The organism is Stenotrophomonas sp. CS3K5 (assembly GCF_059515225.1).
The window spans coordinates 39,567-58,649 of the sequence record NZ_JCAKRX010000016.1; the positions used below are offsets into that span (position 1 = coordinate 39,567).

Annotated in this window: 20 protein-coding genes; 14 read left to right on the top strand and 6 right to left on the bottom strand. The window is 67.9% G+C overall.

Annotation, left to right across the window (positions count from 1 at the left end):
• Positions 1 to 8 precede the first annotated feature (8 nt).
• Together pip and prmC are read right to left on the bottom strand one after the other, a co-directional pair.
• Positions 9 to 950, bottom strand: coding sequence for a prolyl aminopeptidase (gene pip, locus AC5YGJ_RS19010; protein WP_249841859.1), 942 nt, complete (start codon positions 948 to 950; stop codon positions 9 to 11).
• Positions 951 to 998: 48 nt separating this feature from the next.
• Entirely contained in the window at positions 999 to 1,856 is an 858-nt protein-coding gene (prmC, locus tag AC5YGJ_RS19015) for a peptide chain release factor N(5)-glutamine methyltransferase (RefSeq protein WP_496187417.1), read from the bottom strand.
• Between the two features lie 322 nt (positions 1,857 to 2,178).
• Here prmC and ahpC point away from each other — a divergent pair, with 322 nt between their 5' ends.
• From ahpC to AC5YGJ_RS19040, 5 genes are all read left to right on the top strand, one after another.
• Positions 2,179 to 2,742 carry an alkyl hydroperoxide reductase subunit C gene (ahpC, locus tag AC5YGJ_RS19020; protein ID WP_107229920.1) on the top strand — a complete coding sequence of 188 codons (564 nt, stop codon included), beginning with the start codon at positions 2,179 to 2,181 and terminating at the stop codon, positions 2,740 to 2,742.
• A gap of 225 nt (positions 2,743 to 2,967) precedes the next feature.
• Positions 2,968 to 4,560 (top strand): alkyl hydroperoxide reductase subunit F, encoded by a 1,593-nt coding sequence (ahpF, locus tag AC5YGJ_RS19025; protein WP_496187418.1) that lies wholly within the window; start codon positions 2,968 to 2,970, stop codon positions 4,558 to 4,560.
• An 85-nt stretch (positions 4,561 to 4,645) separates the two neighbouring features.
• Positions 4,646 to 5,611: a LysR substrate-binding domain-containing protein gene (locus AC5YGJ_RS19030; RefSeq protein WP_496187419.1), complete on the top strand. Its 966-nt coding sequence runs from the start codon at positions 4,646 to 4,648 to the stop codon at positions 5,609 to 5,611.
• 123 nt (positions 5,612 to 5,734) lie between these two features.
• Positions 5,735 to 6,139 (top strand): nucleoside diphosphate kinase regulator, encoded by a 405-nt coding sequence (rnk, locus tag AC5YGJ_RS19035; protein WP_079220704.1) that lies wholly within the window; start codon positions 5,735 to 5,737, stop codon positions 6,137 to 6,139.
• Between the two features lie 50 nt (positions 6,140 to 6,189).
• Entirely contained in the window at positions 6,190 to 7,146 is a 957-nt protein-coding gene (locus AC5YGJ_RS19040) for a transaldolase (RefSeq protein WP_496187420.1), read from the top strand.
• Between the two features lie 587 nt (positions 7,147 to 7,733).
• Here AC5YGJ_RS19040 and msrA read toward each other — a convergent pair.
• Positions 7,734 to 8,399, bottom strand: a complete 666-nt coding sequence (gene msrA / locus AC5YGJ_RS19045) for a peptide-methionine (S)-S-oxide reductase MsrA (protein WP_496187443.1) — start codon at positions 8,397 to 8,399, stop codon at positions 7,734 to 7,736.
• A 30-nt stretch (positions 8,400 to 8,429) separates the two neighbouring features.
• Positions 8,430 to 8,693, bottom strand: coding sequence for a putative signal transducing protein (locus AC5YGJ_RS19050; protein WP_106550103.1), 264 nt, complete (start codon positions 8,691 to 8,693; stop codon positions 8,430 to 8,432).
• A 237-nt stretch (positions 8,694 to 8,930) separates the two neighbouring features.
• Between AC5YGJ_RS19050 and AC5YGJ_RS19055 the strand changes: the two genes are divergently transcribed.
• The 6 genes from AC5YGJ_RS19055 to AC5YGJ_RS19080 all read left to right on the top strand — a co-directional run bounded on the left by AC5YGJ_RS19055 (position 8,931) and on the right by AC5YGJ_RS19080 (position 14,300).
• Positions 8,931 to 10,679: a glutamine--tRNA ligase/YqeY domain fusion protein gene (locus tag AC5YGJ_RS19055; protein WP_249841864.1), complete on the top strand. Its 1,749-nt coding sequence runs from the start codon at positions 8,931 to 8,933 to the stop codon at positions 10,677 to 10,679.
• 43 nt (positions 10,680 to 10,722) lie between these two features.
• Positions 10,723 to 11,376, top strand: coding sequence for a hypothetical protein (locus tag AC5YGJ_RS19060; protein WP_496187421.1), 654 nt, complete (start codon positions 10,723 to 10,725; stop codon positions 11,374 to 11,376).
• Between the two features lie 48 nt (positions 11,377 to 11,424).
• Positions 11,425 to 12,147 carry a DUF6348 family protein gene (locus AC5YGJ_RS19065; RefSeq protein ID WP_496187422.1) on the top strand — a complete coding sequence of 241 codons (723 nt, stop codon included), beginning with the start codon at positions 11,425 to 11,427 and terminating at the stop codon, positions 12,145 to 12,147.
• A gap of 96 nt (positions 12,148 to 12,243) precedes the next feature.
• Positions 12,244 to 12,804 carry a nucleoside deaminase gene (locus AC5YGJ_RS19070; RefSeq protein WP_496187423.1) on the top strand — a complete coding sequence of 187 codons (561 nt, stop codon included), beginning with the start codon at positions 12,244 to 12,246 and terminating at the stop codon, positions 12,802 to 12,804.
• On the top strand, positions 12,788 to 13,855 hold the full coding sequence (rlmM, locus tag AC5YGJ_RS19075; protein ID WP_249841867.1) for a 23S rRNA (cytidine(2498)-2'-O)-methyltransferase RlmM: 1,068 nt from the start codon (positions 12,788 to 12,790) through the stop codon (positions 13,853 to 13,855). Before AC5YGJ_RS19070 ends, rlmM begins: the two co-directional genes overlap by 17 nt.
• Positions 13,856 to 13,904: 49 nt before the next feature.
• Entirely contained in the window at positions 13,905 to 14,300 is a 396-nt protein-coding gene (locus tag AC5YGJ_RS19080; RefSeq protein ID WP_496187424.1) for an EF-hand domain-containing protein, read from the top strand.
• A gap of 123 nt (positions 14,301 to 14,423) precedes the next feature.
• On the opposite strand, the gene AC5YGJ_RS19085 is transcribed toward AC5YGJ_RS19080, so the two are convergent.
• Positions 14,424 to 15,605 (bottom strand): UbiH/UbiF family hydroxylase, encoded by a 1,182-nt coding sequence (locus tag AC5YGJ_RS19085; RefSeq protein ID WP_496187425.1) that lies wholly within the window; start codon positions 15,603 to 15,605, stop codon positions 14,424 to 14,426.
• Entirely contained in the window at positions 15,602 to 16,810 is a 1,209-nt protein-coding gene (gene ubiH, locus AC5YGJ_RS19090; protein ID WP_496187426.1) for a 2-octaprenyl-6-methoxyphenyl hydroxylase, read from the bottom strand. Before ubiH ends, AC5YGJ_RS19085 begins: the two co-directional genes overlap by 4 nt.
• Positions 16,811 to 16,917: 107 nt before the next feature.
• Between ubiH and AC5YGJ_RS19095 the strand changes: the two genes are divergently transcribed.
• The 3 genes from AC5YGJ_RS19095 to AC5YGJ_RS19105 are packed head-to-tail and all read left to right on the top strand — an operon-like array spanning position 16,918 to position 19,013.
• Positions 16,918 to 17,502: a hypothetical protein gene (locus tag AC5YGJ_RS19095; protein WP_496187427.1), complete on the top strand. Its 585-nt coding sequence runs from the start codon at positions 16,918 to 16,920 to the stop codon at positions 17,500 to 17,502.
• Between the two features lie 8 nt (positions 17,503 to 17,510).
• Positions 17,511 to 18,065: a cob(I)yrinic acid a,c-diamide adenosyltransferase gene (locus tag AC5YGJ_RS19100; protein WP_249841871.1), complete on the top strand. Its 555-nt coding sequence runs from the start codon at positions 17,511 to 17,513 to the stop codon at positions 18,063 to 18,065.
• Positions 18,066 to 18,074: 9 nt separating this feature from the next.
• Positions 18,075 to 19,013, top strand: a complete 939-nt coding sequence (locus AC5YGJ_RS19105; RefSeq protein WP_496187428.1) for a histone deacetylase family protein — start codon at positions 18,075 to 18,077, stop codon at positions 19,011 to 19,013.
• Positions 19,014 to 19,083 lie beyond the last annotated feature (70 nt).

The window sequence follows — 19,083 nt, forward strand, 5'->3', positions numbered from 1 at the left end:
GCCAACGCTCAGGCGAAGCTATCGGTGGCGCGTACCAGCGCGTCCACGTTCTCCGCTTCGAACGCCGAGTGGCCCGAGGCCGGGGTGATTTCCAGCTTGGCCTTCGGCCACACCTTGGTCAGGTCCCAGGCATTGGCCAGCGGGCAGACCACATCGTAGCGGCCGTGCACGATCACTCCCGGGATGTCGGCGATGCGGTGCGCGTCGCGCAGCAACTGGTCTTCCACCTCGAAGAAGCCGCCGTTGACGAAGTAGTGGTTCTCGATGCGGGCGAACGCCAGTGCGAAATGCGGGTCTTCGTGGCTGTTGATGAAGTCATCGTCCACGTGCAGGAAGCTGGTCGCGCCTTCCCACACCGCCCACGCCTTGGCCGCTTCCAGGCGCGTGGTTTCGTCGTCGCTGGTCAGGCGGCGGTGGAAGGCCGAGATCAGGTCGTGACGCTCCACCGACGGAATCGGCTTGAGGTAATGCTCCCACGCATCCGGGAACAGGCGGTTGGCACCTTCCTGGTAGAACCATTCCAGTTCCCAGCGGCGCAGCATGAAGATGCCGCGCAGCACCAGTTCGGTCACGCGCTGCGGGTGCGTTTCGGCATAGGCAAGGGCCAGGGTCGAGCCCCAGCTGCCGCCGAACACCTGCCAGCGATCGACGTTCAGGTGCTCGCGCAGCTTTTCGATATCGGCAACGAGGTCCCAGGTGGTGTTGTCCACCAGGTCGGCGTGCGGGGTGGAACGGCCGGCACCACGCTGGTCGAACAGGATGATCCGGTACTTGGACGGGTCGTGGAACTGGCGCATCTTGTCGCTGCAGCCGCCGCCCGGGCCACCGTGCAGCATCACCACCGGCTTGCCGTCCGGGTTGCCGCACTGTTCGAAGTACAGCGTGTGGCGGTCGTCGACCTTCAGGGTGCCGACGTCGTAGGGGGTGATGGCGGGGTACAGCGTACGCATGCTTGCAGCTCCAGGGTGATGCCCTGCCGGGGCAGGAGAACCTCCATTCTAGGCCGGTCGCCGGCCCAGGGTGATGCGGTCGCGCTGCTCCAGGTCCTGCACGGTCTGCACCTGCGCGAAACCAGCGGCGTCGAACAGCGCGCGGATCGCCTCGCCCTGGTCCCAGCCGTGTTCGATCAGCAGCCAGCCACCGGGCAACAGATGCGCCGGGCCACCGTCGACGATGCGGCGGATGTCATCCAGGCCATCCGGGCCCGAGGCCAGCGCGGTGGCCGGTTCGAAGCGCAGGTCGCCCTGTTCCAGGTGCGGATCGTCGCTGGCGATGTACGGCGGGTTGCTGGCAATCAGATCAAAGCGCGCGCCCTGCAGCGGCGCATACCAATCGTGCCCGCCCTCGGCCAGGCGCACGTTGTGCAGTTCATGGCGCGCCGCGTTGCGCGCAGCGACAGCCAGCGCACCGGGGCTGGCATCGGTGGCCAGCACCTGCGCCCGCGGCCGTTCGCTGGCCAGCGCCAGCGCGATCGCGCCGCTGCCGGTGCCGAGGTCGGCCAGCTGCAGCGCGCGGTCCAGCGGCAGGCGGTCCAGCGCCAGTTCCACCAGCAGCTCGGTTTCCGGGCGCGGGATCAACGTGGCCGGGTCGACCTCCAGGTCCAGCGTCCAGAAGCCGCGGCGGCCGGTCAGGTAGGCCACCGGCTCGCCGGCCGCACGGCGTGCCAGCAGGGCGTCGAAGACGGCCTGGTCGGCCGCGGCCAGCGGATCGGTGGCGTGCGCGAACAGCCAGCTGCGCGGGCGGTCCAGCACATGCAGCAGCAGCAGTTCGGCCTCGTGGCGGGCCTCGATGCCGCCCAGGCGGGCGCTGGCCTCGGCCACGACCTGGCGCAGGGTGGGTTCGGTTTTGACAGACATGCCGCAATTGTAGAGCCGAGCCCATGCTCGGCCGCTTCTGGAACAGCCGAGCGTAGGCTCGGCTCTACAACAGCGGAATCTGTTCAGGTTCTGGCGAACGGGATAAGGACGGGCTATCGGCCGCGTTCACCTGCCGGGGAAGATTTTCCTTGTCATACAGCCAGTTGCAGGATGTGAGCGGCAAGGTTCAGTAGCTGCTCATCGCATTTTGATAGCCTGCATCTATCAAATAGATGCAATCAATGGATTGTTCTTATCGCAATTGAATCGGTAACCTAGCTCCTGTCGATTCACCCACTCCCCTTCACCCAGAGGAAAAACGATGTCCCTGATCAACACTCCGATCCAGTCGTTCGAAGCCAATGCCTACCACAACGGCGAGTTCATCAAGGTTTCCGACAACAGCCTGAAGGGCCAGTGGTCCGTCCTGATCTTCATGCCGGCCGCCTTCACCTTCAATTGCCCGACCGAGATCGAAGACGCCGCCGACCATTACGCCGAGTTCAAGAAGGCCGGCGCCGAGGTCTACATCGTCACCACCGACACCCACTTCTCGCACAAGGTGTGGCACGAAACCTCGCCGGCCGTCGGCAAGGCCCAGTTCCCGCTGGTCGGCGACCCGACCCACAAGCTGACCCGCGCCTTCGGCGTGCACATTGAGGAAGAAGGCCTGGCCCTGCGCGGCACCTTCATCATCAACCCGGAAGGCGTGATCAAGACCCAGGAGATCCACTCCAACGAGATCGCCCGTGACGTCGCCGAGACCCTGCGCAAGCTGAAGGCCGCCCAGTTCACCGCCGCCAACCCGAACCAGGTGTGCCCGGCCAAGTGGAAGGAAGGCGAGAAGACCCTGACCCCGTCGCTGGACCTGGTCGGCAAGATCTAAAGCAGTACCAGCCTGCGGTGGCCCCACGCCACCGCGCGCCCTTCATCCCCGTGCCGGTCCCCCCGCCGGCGTGGGGGTGAACCCAAGACAGCCAACGCGCCCCAGCCTTGGCCAGCCAGCCCCTTCCACGGTCGCTGTCTTGGGTTCACCCCTACCCCCTGCTGGTCCGCTACCTTCTATAGCGGTGCCACGCCCCCTGTTTGCCTGAAGCCAGGAGAAGACCCGATGTTGGACGCCAACCTGCAGTCGCAGCTGAAGACCTATCTGGAGCGCGTGACCCGCCCGATCCAGATCACCGCGCACGCCGACGACGGCGCCAAGTCGCAGGAAATGCTGGAGCTGCTGCAGACCCTGGAAAGCCTGTCGGACAAGATCTCGCTGCAGGTGCTGCGCGATGGCCAGGGCCGTGTGCCGTCCTTCGACCTGGGCACCCCGGGCCAGGACATCCACCTGACCTTCGCCGGTCTGCCGATGGGCCACGAGTTCACCTCGCTGGTGCTGGCGCTGCTGCAGGTCGGCGGCCACCCGTCCAAGGCCACTGCCGAGCTGATCGAGCAGGTGCAGAACCTGGAGGGCGAGTACCGCTTTGAAACCTACTTCTCGCTGTCCTGCCAGAACTGCCCGGACGTGGTGCAGGCGCTGAACCTGGCTGCGGTGCTCAACCCGCGCATCCAGCACGTGGCCATCGACGGCGCATTGTTCCAGGACGAAGTCGAGCAGCGCGAGATCATGTCGGTGCCCACCGTGTACCTCAACGGTGAAGTGTTCGACCAGGGCCGCATGACCCTGGAACAGATCGTGGCCAAGCTGGACACCAACGCCGGCAAGCGCGATGCCGAGAAGATCGCCGCCAAGGACGCCTTCGACGTGCTGGTGGTCGGCGGTGGCCCGGCCGGCGCGGCTGCGGCGATCTACGCCGCGCGCAAGGGCATCCGCACTGGTATCGCCGCCGAGCGTTTCGGTGGCCAGGTGCTGGACACCATGGCAATCGAGAACTTCATCTCGGTGAAGGAGACCGAAGGCCCGAAGCTGGCCACGGCGCTGGAACAGCACGTGCGCGAGTACGAGGTGGACATCATGAACCTGCAGCGCGCCACTGCGCTGGTGCCGGCCGGTGAAGACGGCCTGGTGCAGGTGCAGCTGGAGAACGGCGCGGTGCTGAAGTCGCGTTCGGTGATCCTGTCCACCGGTGCGCGCTGGCGGCAGATGAACGTGCCGGGCGAGGACCAGTACCGCAACAAGGGCGTGGCCTACTGCCCGCACTGCGATGGCCCGCTGTTCAAGGGCAAGCGCGTGGCGGTGATCGGCGGTGGCAATTCCGGCGTGGAAGCGGCCATCGACCTGGCAGGCATCGTGTCGCATGTGACCCTGCTGGAGTTCGATTCCAGCCTGCGCGCCGATGAAGTACTGCAGAAGAAGCTGCGCAGCCTGGCCAACGTCACCGTACTGACCAGCGCCCAGACCACCGAAGTGCTGGGCGATGGCAGCCGGGTCACCGGCCTGGTCTACAAGGACCGCGTCGGCGGCGATGCCCACCGTGTCGAGCTGGAAGGCATCTTCGTGCAGATCGGCCTGCTGCCCAACACCGAGTGGCTGAAGGATGTGGTGGCGCTGTCGCCGCGCGGCGAGATCGTCATCGACGACCGCGGCCAGACCAATCTGCCGGGTGTGTTCGCTGCCGGCGATTGCACCACGGTACCCTACAAGCAGATCATCATCGCCATGGGCGCCGGTTCCACCGCCGCGCTGAGCGCGTTCGATCATCTGATCCGCTCGTCGGTGAGCAGCAGCAGCGGTGCCGTTGCTGAAGCTGCCTGATCCACCGTTCCCAGGTCAGCGGGAACCTTGTCTGCCTGCCGGGTAACCAAGCCGTCAGCCGGTCCGTTGCCCCTGGGGTGTAAGGATGAACCTACGTGATCTGAAGTACCTGGTAGCCCTGGCCGACCACAAGCATTTCGGCCGGGCTGCCGCTTCCTGCTTCGTCAGCCAGCCCACGCTGTCCACGCAGATCCGCAAGCTGGAAGAAGAGCTGGGCCTGCCGCTGGTGGAACGCGCACCGCGCAAGGTGATGCTGACCCCGGCCGGCCAGGAGGCTGCCGCACGGGCACGGGTGATCGTGTCCGAAGTGGAGCAGTTGAAGGAAGCGGCGCGGCGCAGCCGCGATCCGGAAGCCGGTACGGTGCGCCTGGGGATCTTCCCGACCCTGGGCCCGTACCTGCTGCCGCATGTGATCCCGCGCATCCGCGAGCGCTTCCCCGAACTGGAACTGCTGCTGGTCGAGGAAAAGAGCGACGTGCTGCTGGACCGCCTGCGCGAGGGCAAGCTGGACGCCGCACTGCTGGCATTGCCGGTAATCGACGACCAGCTGCACGCCGAGTTCCTGTTCGAGGAGCCGTTCCTGCTGGCCGTGTCCGGACGCCACCCGCTGGCCCGCCGCGAACATCTGGACGTGCAGGAGCTGGCCACGCAGAAGCTGCTGCTGCTGGAAGACGGCCATTGCCTGCGCGACCAAGCGCTGGAAGTGTGCCGCCTGTTCGGCGCCAACGAGAAGTCCGAGTTCCGCGCCACCAGCCTGGAAACCCTGCGCCAGATGGTGGCCGCCGACGTCGGCATCACCCTGCTGCCCAGCCTGTCGGTGCAGCCGCCGGTGCCGCGCTCGAACAACATCCGCCTGCTCGATTTCACCGGCGAAGGCCGCCCCAGCCGCCGCATCGCGATGATCTGGCGCCGCAGCTCGGCGATGAACGATTTCCTGATGGAACTGGCCGACCAGTTCAAGCGCCTGCCACAGACACTGTTCACCCTCGATGCGGTGAATGCCGGCGTGGGCGACGCCACCGCGCTGCCCGGCCCGGTGCTGAACGGCTGAGCCCCTGCGGCGCGGGCCTGGAATCGGCAGGAGTCGATTCCGGCCGCATTTGTCCCCACAATACAGACAGGCGGCGCCAGCAGGTGCCGCCTTTTGCATGGCTTTCAACCAAGGAGCGCCACCATGAACACCGCCAGCGGCCTGCCGCCGTCGATTACTGTATCCACCTTCGACATGGACCGCCTGGAGGCCATGCTTGATTCCCCTGCGCTGAGCCAGACGCCTGCCGCGCTCGCGCTTGCCGAAGAACTCAACCGGGCCACCGTGCTGGCACCGGACCAGATTCCCGAAGGCATCGTCATGATGCATTCGCGCGTGGAGTGCGAAGATGAAGTGTCGGGCGAAACGCATGTCCTGACCCTGGTCTTCCCCCGCGAAGCCAACGTCGATGAGGGCAAGGTGTCCGTGCTGGCCCCGGTCGGCAGTGCCCTGCTCGGCCTGGCCATCGGCCAGAGCATCGACTGGAATGCGCCCGGCGGCCGCAAGCTGCGCCTGCGCGTGACCGCGGTCCACAACGACCGCCCCTGATTACCGCTGCGCACCGCGCGCGATTCGATCCCCCTGCACCAGGAGCCGTAATGAGTACCCCGTCCAAACTGTCCCAGCTGCGCGAACTGTCCGTGGTCGTTGCCGATACCGGTGACTACGACGCCATCAAGCGCCTGCAGCCGGTGGACTGCACCACCAACCCGACCCTGGTGAAGAAGGCGCTGGACCTGCCGGTCTACGCTGAGCTGATCGAACGCGAACTCGCTTGGGGCCGCCAGCAGAGCGGTGACCGCGAAGCCGTGGTGCACGCCGTGGCCGATCGCCTGACCATCGGCGTCGGCGCGCTGCTGAGCACGCTGGTGCCGGGCCGCGTGTCCACTGAAGTGGACGCCGACCAGGCCCACGACACCGCCGCCACCGTGGCCAAGGCCCGCCAGTTCATCCAGATGTACGCCGATGCCGGCGTGCCGCGCGAGAAGATCCTGATCAAGATCGCCGCGACCTGGGAAGGCGTGGAAGCCGCGCGCATCCTGCAGGCCGAAGGCATCGACTGCAACCTGACCCTGATCTTCAACCCGACCCAGGCGCTGGCCTGCAGCGAAGCCGGTGCGTTCCTGATCTCGCCGTTCGTCGGCCGCATCCTGGACTGGTACGTGGCCAACGGCCAGACCCCGGCCAGCATCGACGAAGACCCGGGCGTGAAGTTCGTGCGCGGCGTCTATGCCGAATTCAAGCGCCGCGGTTCGAAGACGGTGGTGATGGGCGCCTCGTTCCGTTCGACCGCACAGATCGAAGCGCTGGCCGGCTGCGACCGCCTGACCATTTCGCCGGACCTGCTGGAGAAGCTGGACGCCGACCACGGCCTGCTGCCGCGCAAGCTGGTGGCCGGTGCCGCCGACGGCGCGGCGGTGACCCCGATCGACGCAGCGAAGTTCGCCGCCGACCTGGCTGCCGATCCGATGGCGACCGAGAAGCTGGCGACGGGTATCGATGCGTTTGCCAAGGATCTGCAGGCGCTGCGCGAGCGCATTCGCTCGGAACTGTGATTCCGGCCAACGGCTGAGCCCCTCGTGGCGGGTCGATTGGTCGCGAAGAGCGGATCATGCGGTTGGCAGGGTGGGTAGGCCGTGCAGGGGACGCTGCAAGTACGTCCCTGTAAGCTCGGTCGCCGCATCCATGCGGCTCACGCCCCTGCACGGCCTACCCACCCTGCCTTCGACAGTTTCCCGCGGCCGCCCGCCACGGAAGAAAGAAAGAAGAGCAACAGCGGGTCGCGCGCTTCGCTTGCTTGGAGCGGAGCATGGCTCCGCTCTACAGAAAGCACTGCAGGACCAAACAAAAAGGACGCGGCGAAGGCCGCGTCCTTTTTGTTTTCCTTCAGTTCGTCAGTACACAAATGCTCTTGCCCACCGTCACCGGGAAACTGTCGAAGGGGGGACGGGGGCAGCTGGCAGGACCGTTGGCGCCATGGATGGCGCCATCGAGCCCCCATGGACGGGTTTACGGCGTGTCCTGCCAGCCGCCCCCGTCCCGCCAAACCATCAGCAACCCAGAGCCGCTTTGGCTTTCAGCCGACTAGCAGTCGGCTCTACCAGGCTTTGGCTTCTGCCCGCCGCAGGCGGACCTCCGCGCGTCAGCGCGGCGCTTCCACATCCAGGCCGATCGGGCAGCTCACGCCGGTGCCGCCAATGCCGCAGTAGCCGTTCGGGTTCTTCGCCAGGTACTGCTGGTGATAATCCTCGGCGTAGTAGTACTCAGGCGCCGGATACACGATCTCGGTGGTGATCGGGCCGTAGCCGGCTGCATCCAGCTGCGCCTGGTAGGCCTCGCGGCTGGCCAGCGCGGCCTTGTACTGCGCCTCGTCGGTGGCGTGGATGGCCGAACGGTACTGGGTGCCGGTGTCGTTGCCCTGGCGCATGCCCTGGGTCGGGTCGTGGCTTTCCCAGAACAGCTGCAGCAGGCGCTCCAGGCTCACCACGGCCGGATCGAACACCACCTGCACCACTTCGGTGTGGCCAGTCAGGCCCGAACAGACCTCTTCGTAGGTCGGGTTCGGGGTGATGCCACCGGCATAGCCCACCGAGGTGCTGTACACGCCCGGCTCGGTCCAGAACTTGCGCTCGGCGCCCCAGAAGCAGCCCAATGCGAAACGGACCTGCTGCAGGCCGGCGAAGCGATCCTTCAGCGGATGGCTGTTCACGAAGTGCTGGTTGCTGTGCAGCGGCAGCGGCTGCTCACGCCCCGGCAGCGCTTCTTCCGCACGCGGCAGGCGCTGCTTGAACGCACCGATGCCGAGAATGCCCTGGCCAATACCCAACATGATGCGCTCCTACGCCGGCAGTCCGGCAATGTCATCTGCATCGGAGATGGGGTCGGACGGGGCCTGGCCCAAGTCCAGCGCGGCCACGATGTCCTCGGCCTGCGGGCGCGCGGCATCGGGGATGCCGACCCGCAGCACGCCGAACAGCGGCAGCTCGCCCATGCCGCCCAGCAGCGACTCGCCGAACACGAAGGCGGGAATGCCGGCATCTTCCAGCGCGTGCTTGACCAGGTGGGCGTCGAACAGGTTGTCGGCCTTGTACACGATGTGCATGCGGCGGCTCCGTGGGACGGGGGTCCAGCATACGCCTGGGGGCTGAATGCCGGGTGCGTTCTGCCGGCCAGCGACTGGCACTACCCATCTCCGCGTCAATCCACAATCCGGCGGCCGGCAACCGCAGAAGGTGGGGGGTAGTGCTGGCCGCTGCCCGGCAGCCCCCTGGCCCACCGGGCAGCTCCGCCCGGTACGCGCTAGACTGTTGGTCTTTCTGCCCTTTTTCGCCCCAGACTCATGTCCGAGCACACCCCCGCCAGCCCCGAGACCCCCGCCGACAGCCACGAGAAGCGCGATTTCATCCGCCAGATCGTGCGCGAGGACCTGGCCAGCGGAAAGCACCAGGCGATCAAGACCCGCTTCCCGCCCGAGCCGAACGGCTACCTGCACATCGGCCACGCCAAGTCGATCTGCCTGAATTTCGGCATTGCCGGCGAGTTCAGCGGTGTCTGCAACCTGCGTTTCGACGACACCAACCCGGCCAAGGAAGACCCGGAATACGTGGCCGCGATCCAGGACGACGTGCGCTGGCTGGGCTTTGAGTGGAACGAGCTGCGCCACGCTTCGGACTACTTCCAGACCTATTACCTGGCCGCCGAGAAGCTGATCGAACAGGGCAAGGCCTATGTCTGCGACCTCTCGGCCGAGGAAGTGCGCGCCTACCGCGGCACCCTGACCGAGCCGGGCCGACCGTCGCCGTGGCGCGACCGCAGCGTCGAGGAAAATCTCGACCTGTTCCGCCGCATGCGCGCCGGTGAATTCCCGGATGGCGCGCGCACCCTGCGCGCGAAGATCGACATGGCCAGTGGCAACATCAACCTGCGCGATCCGGCGCTGTACCGCATCAAGCACGTCGAGCACCAGAACACCGGCAACGCGTGGCCGATCTACCCGATGTACGACTTCGCCCATGCACTGGGTGATTCGATCGAAGGCATCACCCACTCGCTGTGCACGCTGGAATTCGAAGACCACCGCCCGCTGTACGACTGGTGCGTGGACAACGTCGATTTCGCCCATGACGACGCGCTGACCCAGCCGCTGGTCGATGCCGGCCTGCCGCGCGAAGCGGCCAAGCCGCGCCAGATCGAGTTCTCGCGCCTGAACATCAACTACACGGTGATGAGCAAGCGCAAGCTGATGGCGCTGGTCACCGAACAGCTGGTGGACGGCTGGGAGGACCCGCGCATGCCGACCCTGCAGGGCCTGCGTCGCCGTGGCTACACCCCGGCGGCGATGCGCCTGTTCGCCGAGCGCGTGGGCATCAGCAAGCAGAATTCGCTGATCGACTTCAGCGTGCTGGAGGGCGCGCTGCGCGAAGACCTGGACAGCGCCGCACCGCGCCGCATGGCGGTAGTCGACCCGGTCAAGCTGGTGCTGACCAATCTGCCCGAAGGCCACGCAGAGCAGCTGACCTTCAGCAACCACCCCAAGGACGAGAGCTTCGGCAGCCGCGAAGTGCCGTTCGCGCGCGAGGTGTGGATCGACCGCGAGGACTTCGCCGAAGTGCCGCCGAAGGGTTGGAAGCGCCTGGTGCCGGGCGGCGAAGTGCGCCTGCGTGGCGCCGGCATCATCCGCTGCGATGAAGTGGTCAAGGATGCCGACGGCACCATCACCGAGCTGCGCGGCTGGCTGGATCCGGAATCGCGTCCTGGCATGGAAGGCGCCAACCGCAAGGTCAAGGGCACCATCCACTGGGTCAGCGCCGCGCATGGCGTGCCGGCTGAGATCCGCCTGTACGACCGCCTGTTCTCGGTGCCGAACCCGGACGACGAATCGGAAGGCAAGACCTACCGCGACTACCTCAACCCGGAATCGCGCCGCACCGTCACCGGTTACGTCGAGCCGGCCGCGGCCAGCGCTGCCCCGGAACAGTCGTTCCAGTTCGAGCGCACCGGCTACTTTGTCGCCGACCGCCGCGACCACACCGAAGCCAAGCCGGTGTTCAACCGCAGCGTGACCCTGCGCGACACCTGGTCGGCCTGAGCAACGGCGCGGGCGCCCGCACGGCGCCCGCTCGACCGCGACGATGATCACCGCCCTGTCCGCCCTGCTCTGGTTCATCTCGCAGCATCCGCTGCTGACGTTCTTTGCAGCAATGGTGCTGGCCGGGCTGGTCTCGTGGTGGCGGCGTTCACCGGTCTACGCCATCGTGGTATTCCCGCTGGCGATGCTCAACATCTTCCTCGGCAGCTTCCTCAATGCCACCTTCCTCAATGCGGTGGGCGAGCGCGGAGTGGCGGTGATCGTCAAGGCCGAGGAAACCAACTCCACGCTCAACGAGCAGTACATCTGGCGTTACGAAGCGGTGTTGCGCACCGCCGAGGGCCGCGACGTGGAGGTGGTGTTCCATACCAATACCGCCGCGATGTGGCCGCTGGAGAACACAATCCGCATCCCGGCGCAGGACCAGCCATTCGTGGTGAAGTACACCCCGGGTTTCCAGCGCAACTTCGTCATCCTCACCAACGAATCTCCGCACGGCATCGCCCAGGCCCGTGCCAGCGCACGCGAGCGGGTGGAGGTGGCGGCGCGCAAACTGCACTTCAGCCCGGGCAATCCCGATTTCCGTGCGGACTATCGCCGCGAACTACAGACCTGGCTGCGCGACCAGGGCGATGATCCGCAGCAACAGACGGACGCGCAGCGGTATCGCGCAGAACTCGACGCGCTCGACCGCTAGCCCCAGGCCCGGCCTGGATGCCCCATTCCATCCATCCACAGGCCCGACATGACCACCGGCTCCATCGCCCTTCTCCCGCTGCTGCAGCAGGTGCTGCAGGAAGACGGCATCGCCTGCCGCGTCGACGGCAGCGCACTGCAGCTGGACAGCGGCCTGCGCCTGACCCCGCATGCGATGGCGGCCCAGGCGCGCGACAACGGCGGCTGGCAGACCTCCACGGTCATCGAGATCCAGCATCCCGTACTGTTCGCCGATGGCCTGTTCGAGTACCAGCACGCCAACGGTGCCGATGAGCAGGCGTCGCTGCTGTCCGGGCTGCAGACCTGGGTGCGGGTGGACCTGGCGACCCTGCAGACCGCGGTCGGCGCCGCCGATGCGCAGGGCCTGCCGATGATGGGCCTGACCTATCCGGCCGGCGACGAAGGCGAGGAACTGCAGCGCACCGTGGTGCTGGGGCCGCTGGCGCATTACCGCGCACAGGAGGTGGATGCCTCCACCTGCCGCGAGGATGACCACGGCTCCTGCCCCTGCTGTCTGTTCACCAGGAGCATGGACGCCTTCGAGGACCTGCTGAAGGCGCGCCCGTTTCTGGCCATCCGCCTGTTCGCCTCGCGCGACGCCGAGGGCCTGTGCGAGGCCGATTGCCGGGTCAACGGCCATGACTTCGCTGCCGCACTGCCGCTGCTGCGCGCCTACGCCGCCAGCTGGCCGCAGGCCGGCCTGGAGTTCCGCAAGCAGTACGTGGTGATCCGCACCGGCGCGCCCGCCTGATCCCGCCCACACCCGGTACAGGCCGGTGCGGCTACACTGCGCGCCGGTTTCCCAAGCAACCGCACTTTCTTCCATCCCACACGAGGCACCCCCGCGATGCTGTACGCGCAAGTCCACCTGACCCTTCCCGCCTGGATCCACGACCAGATCGACCTGGATCGTCGATATCCAGGCGATGAGGCCAAGGTCGCACTGGCGATCGAGCTGTCGCGACTGAATGTCGAGCACGCCAGTGGCGGCCCGTTCGGCGCGGTGGTGTTCGGGCCGGATGACAAGGTCATCGCCGCCGGTGTAAACCGGGTGATGCCGCATGCGACATCGCTGGCGCACGCCGAAAACATGGCCTACATGCTGGCCCAGCAGCGCCTGCAGACCCCGCGCCTGAACGCGGTGCTGTCGCCGGTCACCCTGGCCACCAGCTCGCAGCCGTGCTGCCAGTGCTATGGCGCCACCGTGTGGGCCGGCATCGACCGCCTGCTGATCGGCGCCAGCTCGGCCGACGTCGAGGAACTGACCCCGTTCGACGAAGGCCCGCTGCCGGCCGACTGGGTCGGCGAACTCAACAAGCGCGGCATCGAAGTGGTGCAGGGCCTGAACCGCGACGCCGCACGCAGCGTGCTGCGCACCTATGGGGAAAGCGATGGCGCCCGTTACTGAGGCCGGCATCGGCCTGCTGTGCCTGTGCCGGCAGGGCTTCGAGCCCGAGCTGGCCGGCGAGCTGCAGTTCCGCGCCGGTGAAGCCGGTTTCGCCGGTTATGCGCGCACCCAGCGCAATGACGGCTACGTGCTGTTCATGTGCGACGAGGCGGCTGCACTGGCACCACGCCTGCGTTGGCGCGAGCTGATCTTCGCGCGGCAGAAGCTGGTGGTGCTGGCCGAATTGCCGCAGCTGGACCCGGCCGACCGCATCAGCCCGATGCTCGAGGTGCTGGCCGATGCGCCGCGCTTCGGTGACCTGTGGGTGGAACACCCGGACTCGGACGCCGGCAAGCCGCTGTCCGGGCTGGCCCGCGCGTTCGGCAACGCACTGCGCCCGGCGCTGCGCAAGGCCGGCAAGCTGACCGACAAGGCGAACAACCGCCTGCCGCGCCTGCACGTGGTGTTCGTTGACGGCACCCACGCCTTCGTCTGCGTCGCCGACCCGGCCGACAGCGCGCCGTGGGCACTGGGCATTCCGCGCCTGAAGCTGCTGCCCGAAGCGCCCTCGCGTTCGGCGCTGAAGCTGGACGAAGCGCTGCTGACCCTGCTGACGCCGGAGGAGCGCGAAGCGCTGGTGAAGCCCGGCATGCGCGCGGCCGACCTCGGTGCCGCGCCCGGTGGGTGGACCTGGGTGCTGACCCGCCAGCACATGCAGGTGCTGAGCATCGACAATGGCCCGCTGCGCCAGCACGTGCTGGATACCGGCCTGGTCGAGCACCTGCGCGCCGATGGTTTCCACTGGCACCCGGAGCAGCCGCTGGACTGGATGGTCTGCGACATGGTCGAGCAGCCGCGCCGCGTGGCCGAGCGCATGGCCACCTGGTTCCGCGAAGGCTGGTGCCGCCACGCGATCTTCAACCTGAAACTGCCGATGAAGAAGCGCTGGGACGAGACCCGGCTGTGCCTGGACCTGTTCCAGGATCAGGCCGGCAAGCCGCTGGTGGTGCGTGCCAAGCAGCTGTACCACGACCGCGAAGAGATCACCGTACTGGCTTCGCCGCTGCGTTGAACCCATTGCATCCGCCGGGCGTGGCCCGGCGCTACCGGGGAACGGAACCATGCGATACCACTCGCTCACTCTGCTGATCACCTTGCTGGCAGCCACCCCGGCGATGGCCCAGCAGCTGCCGCACACGCCGGCCCAGAGCCAACCACTCGGCCCGACCGGTGGCGCGATCCGCCAGCAGCCGCTGGATGCTGGCCGGGTCACCGGCAGCGCGCAGATCGCACAGCCGGTCGGCGAGGCGCAGGTGACCGTGCGCTCGCTGGAACCGAGCAGCGTGCTCGGCCAGTACCGCATCCGCTTCAACGACCTGGACGTGGATGGCGATGGCTTCATCAGCCGCCAGGAAGCGCAGGCCAACCCGGCGCTGGCCGACGAATTCAACGCGCTGGACCGCCAGCACCGCGGCAAGCTCGACCGCGCCGACCTGGCCGGTTGGCTGGTCGATTGAACCAATGCGGAGCCCGCTCTGGGTAGGTGCCAACCTTGGTTGGCACAATGTCGGGGGCGTGCCAACCAAGGTTGGCACCTACCAGAGCACTACGCTGCGCTTGGTAGCACGCCAGCGATCCGGTTACACGCCGGCGGCGCGCTTCCAGAATGCCTGCACCAGCGGTGGCCACTTGCCCACGCAGCCCAATGCGCGACCACGGGCCAGGGTCAGGTGCATCTCATCATTGGAAAACAATCGGTTGATCGCGTCGAAGCTGTAGGCGGCAATCTGGTTGTCGCTGCGCCGTTCGCGCGCCCAGCGCTGCAGGCGCTGCGGCGACAGGCGCGGCTGGCCGCGGCGTTCGGCCGACGGCGCCAGCCACATCTGCAGGGCGGCCACATCACGCAGGCCCAGGTTCACGCCCTGCCCGGCCAGCGGATGCACCACATGCGCCGCATCGCCGAGTGCCAGCACGCGGCCGGCCACATAGTGCCGGGCCAGCTGCCGACGCAGTGGGAACGCCGCACGCGGCGAGACCAGCCGCAGTTCGCCCAGGCGCGCGGCGAAGGCACGGGTCAGTTCGCGATTGAACGCGGCGTCGTCCAGCGCCAGCACGCGTGCGGCTTCATCTTCGGGCAGGGTCCAGACGATCGAGCTGCGGCGCTCGGCCACCGGCAGCAACGCCAGCGGCCCGCTCGGCAGGAAGCGCTGCCAGGCCGTGGCCTGGTTGGGAAGCTCGCTGTCGACGTAGGCCACCACGCCACGCTGGTGGTAATCGTGATTTTCAACCTCGATCCCGGCCAGCTGGCGCAGGGTCGATTCGGCGCCGTCGGCCGCCACGGCCAGTCCCGCGTCCAGGCGGCGGCCATCGTCCAGGCGCAGGCGCACGCCGTCCTCATCCTGTTCCAGCGCTTCCACCCGCGCCGGGCAGTGCAACTGCACGCCGGCCGCTGGCAGTGCCGCCCACAGGCGATCCTGCAGCAGGCCGTTCTCGACGATGTAACCCAGCTGGCGACGGCCGAAGCGATCGGCGTCGAACAGCAGATCCTCGCCACCGGCGGCATCCCACACCTGCATGCGCCGGTACGGCCAGGCACGGGCCTGGGCGATGCCCGGCCATACGCCCAGGCGCTCCAGCAACTGCACGTTGTCAGCGGCGAAGGCGAATACCCGCAGGTCCGGCTGCGTGGCCTGCCACGCTGCCGGCTCGCGCCCTTCGACCAGCGCTACGGAGAGCCCGGCGTTGGCCAGCGCCAAGGCACAGGCCGCACCGACCACGCCGCCGCCCACGACGGCCACATCCAGGCGCCCGCGGCGGCTCATGCGGCTTCTCCCCGACACAGGCGCGGCACCTCGCCGCGGAAGCCCATCGCACCACCGACCAGCATCGACTGCACCGACGCGCGCTGTGCGGCCACCAGGCCAAGACTGCGCAACGGCCGCATCAACGGCGCCGGGTTGCTGGTCAACCGCGCCAAACCTCCGGAGAAGGCCACCGTCTGCCGGCGGTCTTCCTCGCGACGGGCGGCATAGGCCTGCAGCAGCGCCTCACTGCCGGCATCGTCGCCGCCCTCCTCGAGCAGTTCGGCCAGGGTCAGCGCGTCGCGCAGGCCCAGGTTGAAGCCCTGCGCGCCCAGCGGATGAATGGTCTGTGCGGCATTGCCGAGCAGCACCCCGCGTTCCCCGACCAGCGCGCGTGCCAGCACCTGGATGAGCGGATAGGCACTGCGCGGGCCGGAGTCGAGCAGGCGGCCGGCACGCCAGCCGATCGCCGCCTGCAGGCGCTGCAGCCACGCCGCATCGTCCAGCGCCATCACGGTCTCGGCCTGATCACGGGCCACGCCATGCACAGTACCGAAATGGCGGTCGCCGCGTGGCAGCAGGGCGGTCGGGCCGGTGTCGGTGAAGCGTTCCCAGGCGGTGCCATCCGGTGCGCGCTGGCTGCGCACTCGCGCCACAAACAGGGTCTGCTGGAAATCATGCCGGTCGACCTCGATGCCCAGTGCACCACGCACACCGCTGGTAGTACCGTCGGCCCCCACCACCAGCCGCGCCAGCAGCACGCGTTCGCCGGCCTCGTCGGCCACCCGCACCTGACGGTAGCCGTCGACCACCTCGCCCAGGCCCAGGAAGCGCATCGGCCGGTAACGGCGCAGGCGCGGCAGTTCCTGCAAGCGTGCTTCCAGTGCCTGGCCGAAATCGCGTGCCACCACCACCTGGCCGAACCACGGCCGGTCATAGTCGGCCGCATCAAGCTGCACCCGTCCAAAGTCGCCGGCACGGCTGACATGGATGCGACGGATCGGGCCCGGTGCCATGGCCAGCTTCTGCATCACCCCCAGCGCGGTCAGCGCGTTGACGGTGGCTGCGGCGAAGCTGAGGTTGCGCTGGTCGAACACCACCGGCAGCTCGCCGGCCGGGCTGGCCTCGAGCAGGCCTACATCGCGCCCCAGGCGGTCCAGGGCAATGGCCAGGCTGGCGCCGACCAGGCCGCCGCCGACGATCAACACGTCATGTCGTTCACTCATGGCGTGGATGATACGCGCTCGCCCCCCCGGCAGCCCCACCGCACCCACCTGCGCCGACCGGCGTGGCGGGCTAGAATGAAAGCTGAATCCGCTCCGGGCCCGCCCCCATGTCCGACACCGCCAACCGCGCTTTCGTCCTGTCCGTGCTCGTTTTGTTGCTGGCGGCGACCCGGGTCAACCACTTCGCGGCCATCCCCGACGCATCCTGGGCGGTGTTCTTCATCGGTGGCTTCTACCTGGCGCGCTGGACGCGCTGGGCGTTCCCGCTGCTGATGGTGTTTGCAGTGCTGGTGGACTGGATCGTGATCCGCAGCAGCGGCCTGGATTTCTGGCAGCACTACTGCGTATCGCCCGGTTACTGGCTGCTGCTGCCGGGGTACTTCTCGCTGTGGGCCGGTGGCCTGCTGCTCGGCCGCAACTACCAGGGTGCACGCTGGCCGGTGCTGGCCAAGGGTGCGCTGCTGCTGGTGGCCTCGGTGGCGCTCTGCCATCTGCTGGCGCAGGGCGGCTTCTACTGGACCACGCGCAACGTGGCCGAACCGACGCTGGCCGGCTGGGCACAGAACTATGCACAGTGGTTCGGCCCTTACCTGCGCACCACCGCGATCTATGTGGCGCTGGCCGCGGCGCTGCAGCTGGCCGTGGAGCAGGTGCTGAAGCTCCAGCAGGCCCGCCGCGACATCCATCACTGAGCCGCGCCATGGGCCACCGCCTCTCGCGCATCTATACCCGCACCGGCGACGACGGCAGCACCGGCCTCGGCGACGGCCGCCGCGTGGCCAAGGATGACGCCCGTGTCGCCTCCTATGGCACCGTTGACGAGGCCAACGCCGCGCTGGGGCTGCTGCTGGCCACGACGCTGCCCGACGATGTGCGGGCGCTGCTGGTGCATCTGCAGCACCAGCTGTTCGACCTGGGTGCGGAGCTGTGCATCCCCGGCCATGCCGCGATCCACGCTGCCGACGTCTCGGCGCTGGAGCAGCAGCTGGACCACTACAACGCCGGCCTGCCGATGCTGAAGGAGTTCATCCTGCCGGCCGGCGGCGAGGCCGCCGCACGCTGCCATCTGGCGCGCACCATCGTGCGCCGCGCCGAGCGCGAGACCGTTGCCCTGGCCCGCCACGAAAGCGTGCGCAGCGAGGCCCTGCAGTACCTCAACCGGCTGTCGGACCTGCTGTTCGTGCTGGCCCGGGTACTGGCCCGTGCCGACGGCCACGGCGAGGTGCTGTGGCAGCCCCAGCCGCGTACGCGCTGAGTCGGCACGATGCTGGTCTTCACCCATCCCGCCTGCCTGCTGCACGACCCCGGCCCGGGCCACCCGGAATGCCCGCAACGCCTGCAGTCCGTGCTCGATGCACTGCAGGCCGCCTTCCCGGGCCAGCTGGACTGGCGCCAAGCACCGCCGGCCAAGTTCGGTGAACTCAGCCGCGTCCACGACAGTGCCCTGCTCGACTTCGTGCTGCAGCCGCAGACCGCGCCGCTGCGCCAGCTGGACATGGACACCTGGACATCGCCGGGTTCGGCCAGTGCCGCCGTGCATGCGGCCGGCGCCGGTGTGGCCGCCGTCGATGCGGTGATGCTGGGCGAGGATCCGCTGGCCTTCTGCGCGGTGCGGCCGCCGGGCCATCACGCCACCAGCAGCACCGCCATGGGCTTCTGCCTGCTCAACAACATCGCCATCGCGGCCGCCTATGCGCGCGATCGCCATGGCCTGGAGCGGATCGCGGTGGTCGACTTCGACGTGCACCACGGCAACGGTACCCAGGACATCTTCCAGCACGACGCCCGGGTCTCGTACTACAGCACCCACCAGGCCGGCCTGTTCCCCAATTCCGGCCTGCGCCGCGACCGCGGTGCCGGCAATCTGATGAACATCCTGCTGCCTCCGGGCAGTGGCGGTTTCCGCTTCCGCAATGTCTGGGCCGACGAGATGCTGCCGGCCATCGACGACTTCCGACCGCAGCTGCTGCTGATCTCGGCCGGCTTCGATGCCCATCTGCGCGATCCACAGGCCGACCTGATGCTGGAAACCGACGATTTCGCCTGGATCAGCGCTGAACTTCACGCGCTGGCACGGCGCCACGCGGCCGGCCGGGTGGTGTCGATGCTGGAAGGCGGATACGACCTGCAGGCCCTTGCCGAGTGCAGCGTCGCCCATGTCCGGGCCCTGATGTCACCGGCCCGGGGCGCCCCCGCCGGATGAACCCGAACCGGTGCGACCCGGCCTCCTTCATTGCCCCTATGCAAGGGATGGGGCAAGCTACCGTCCGTTT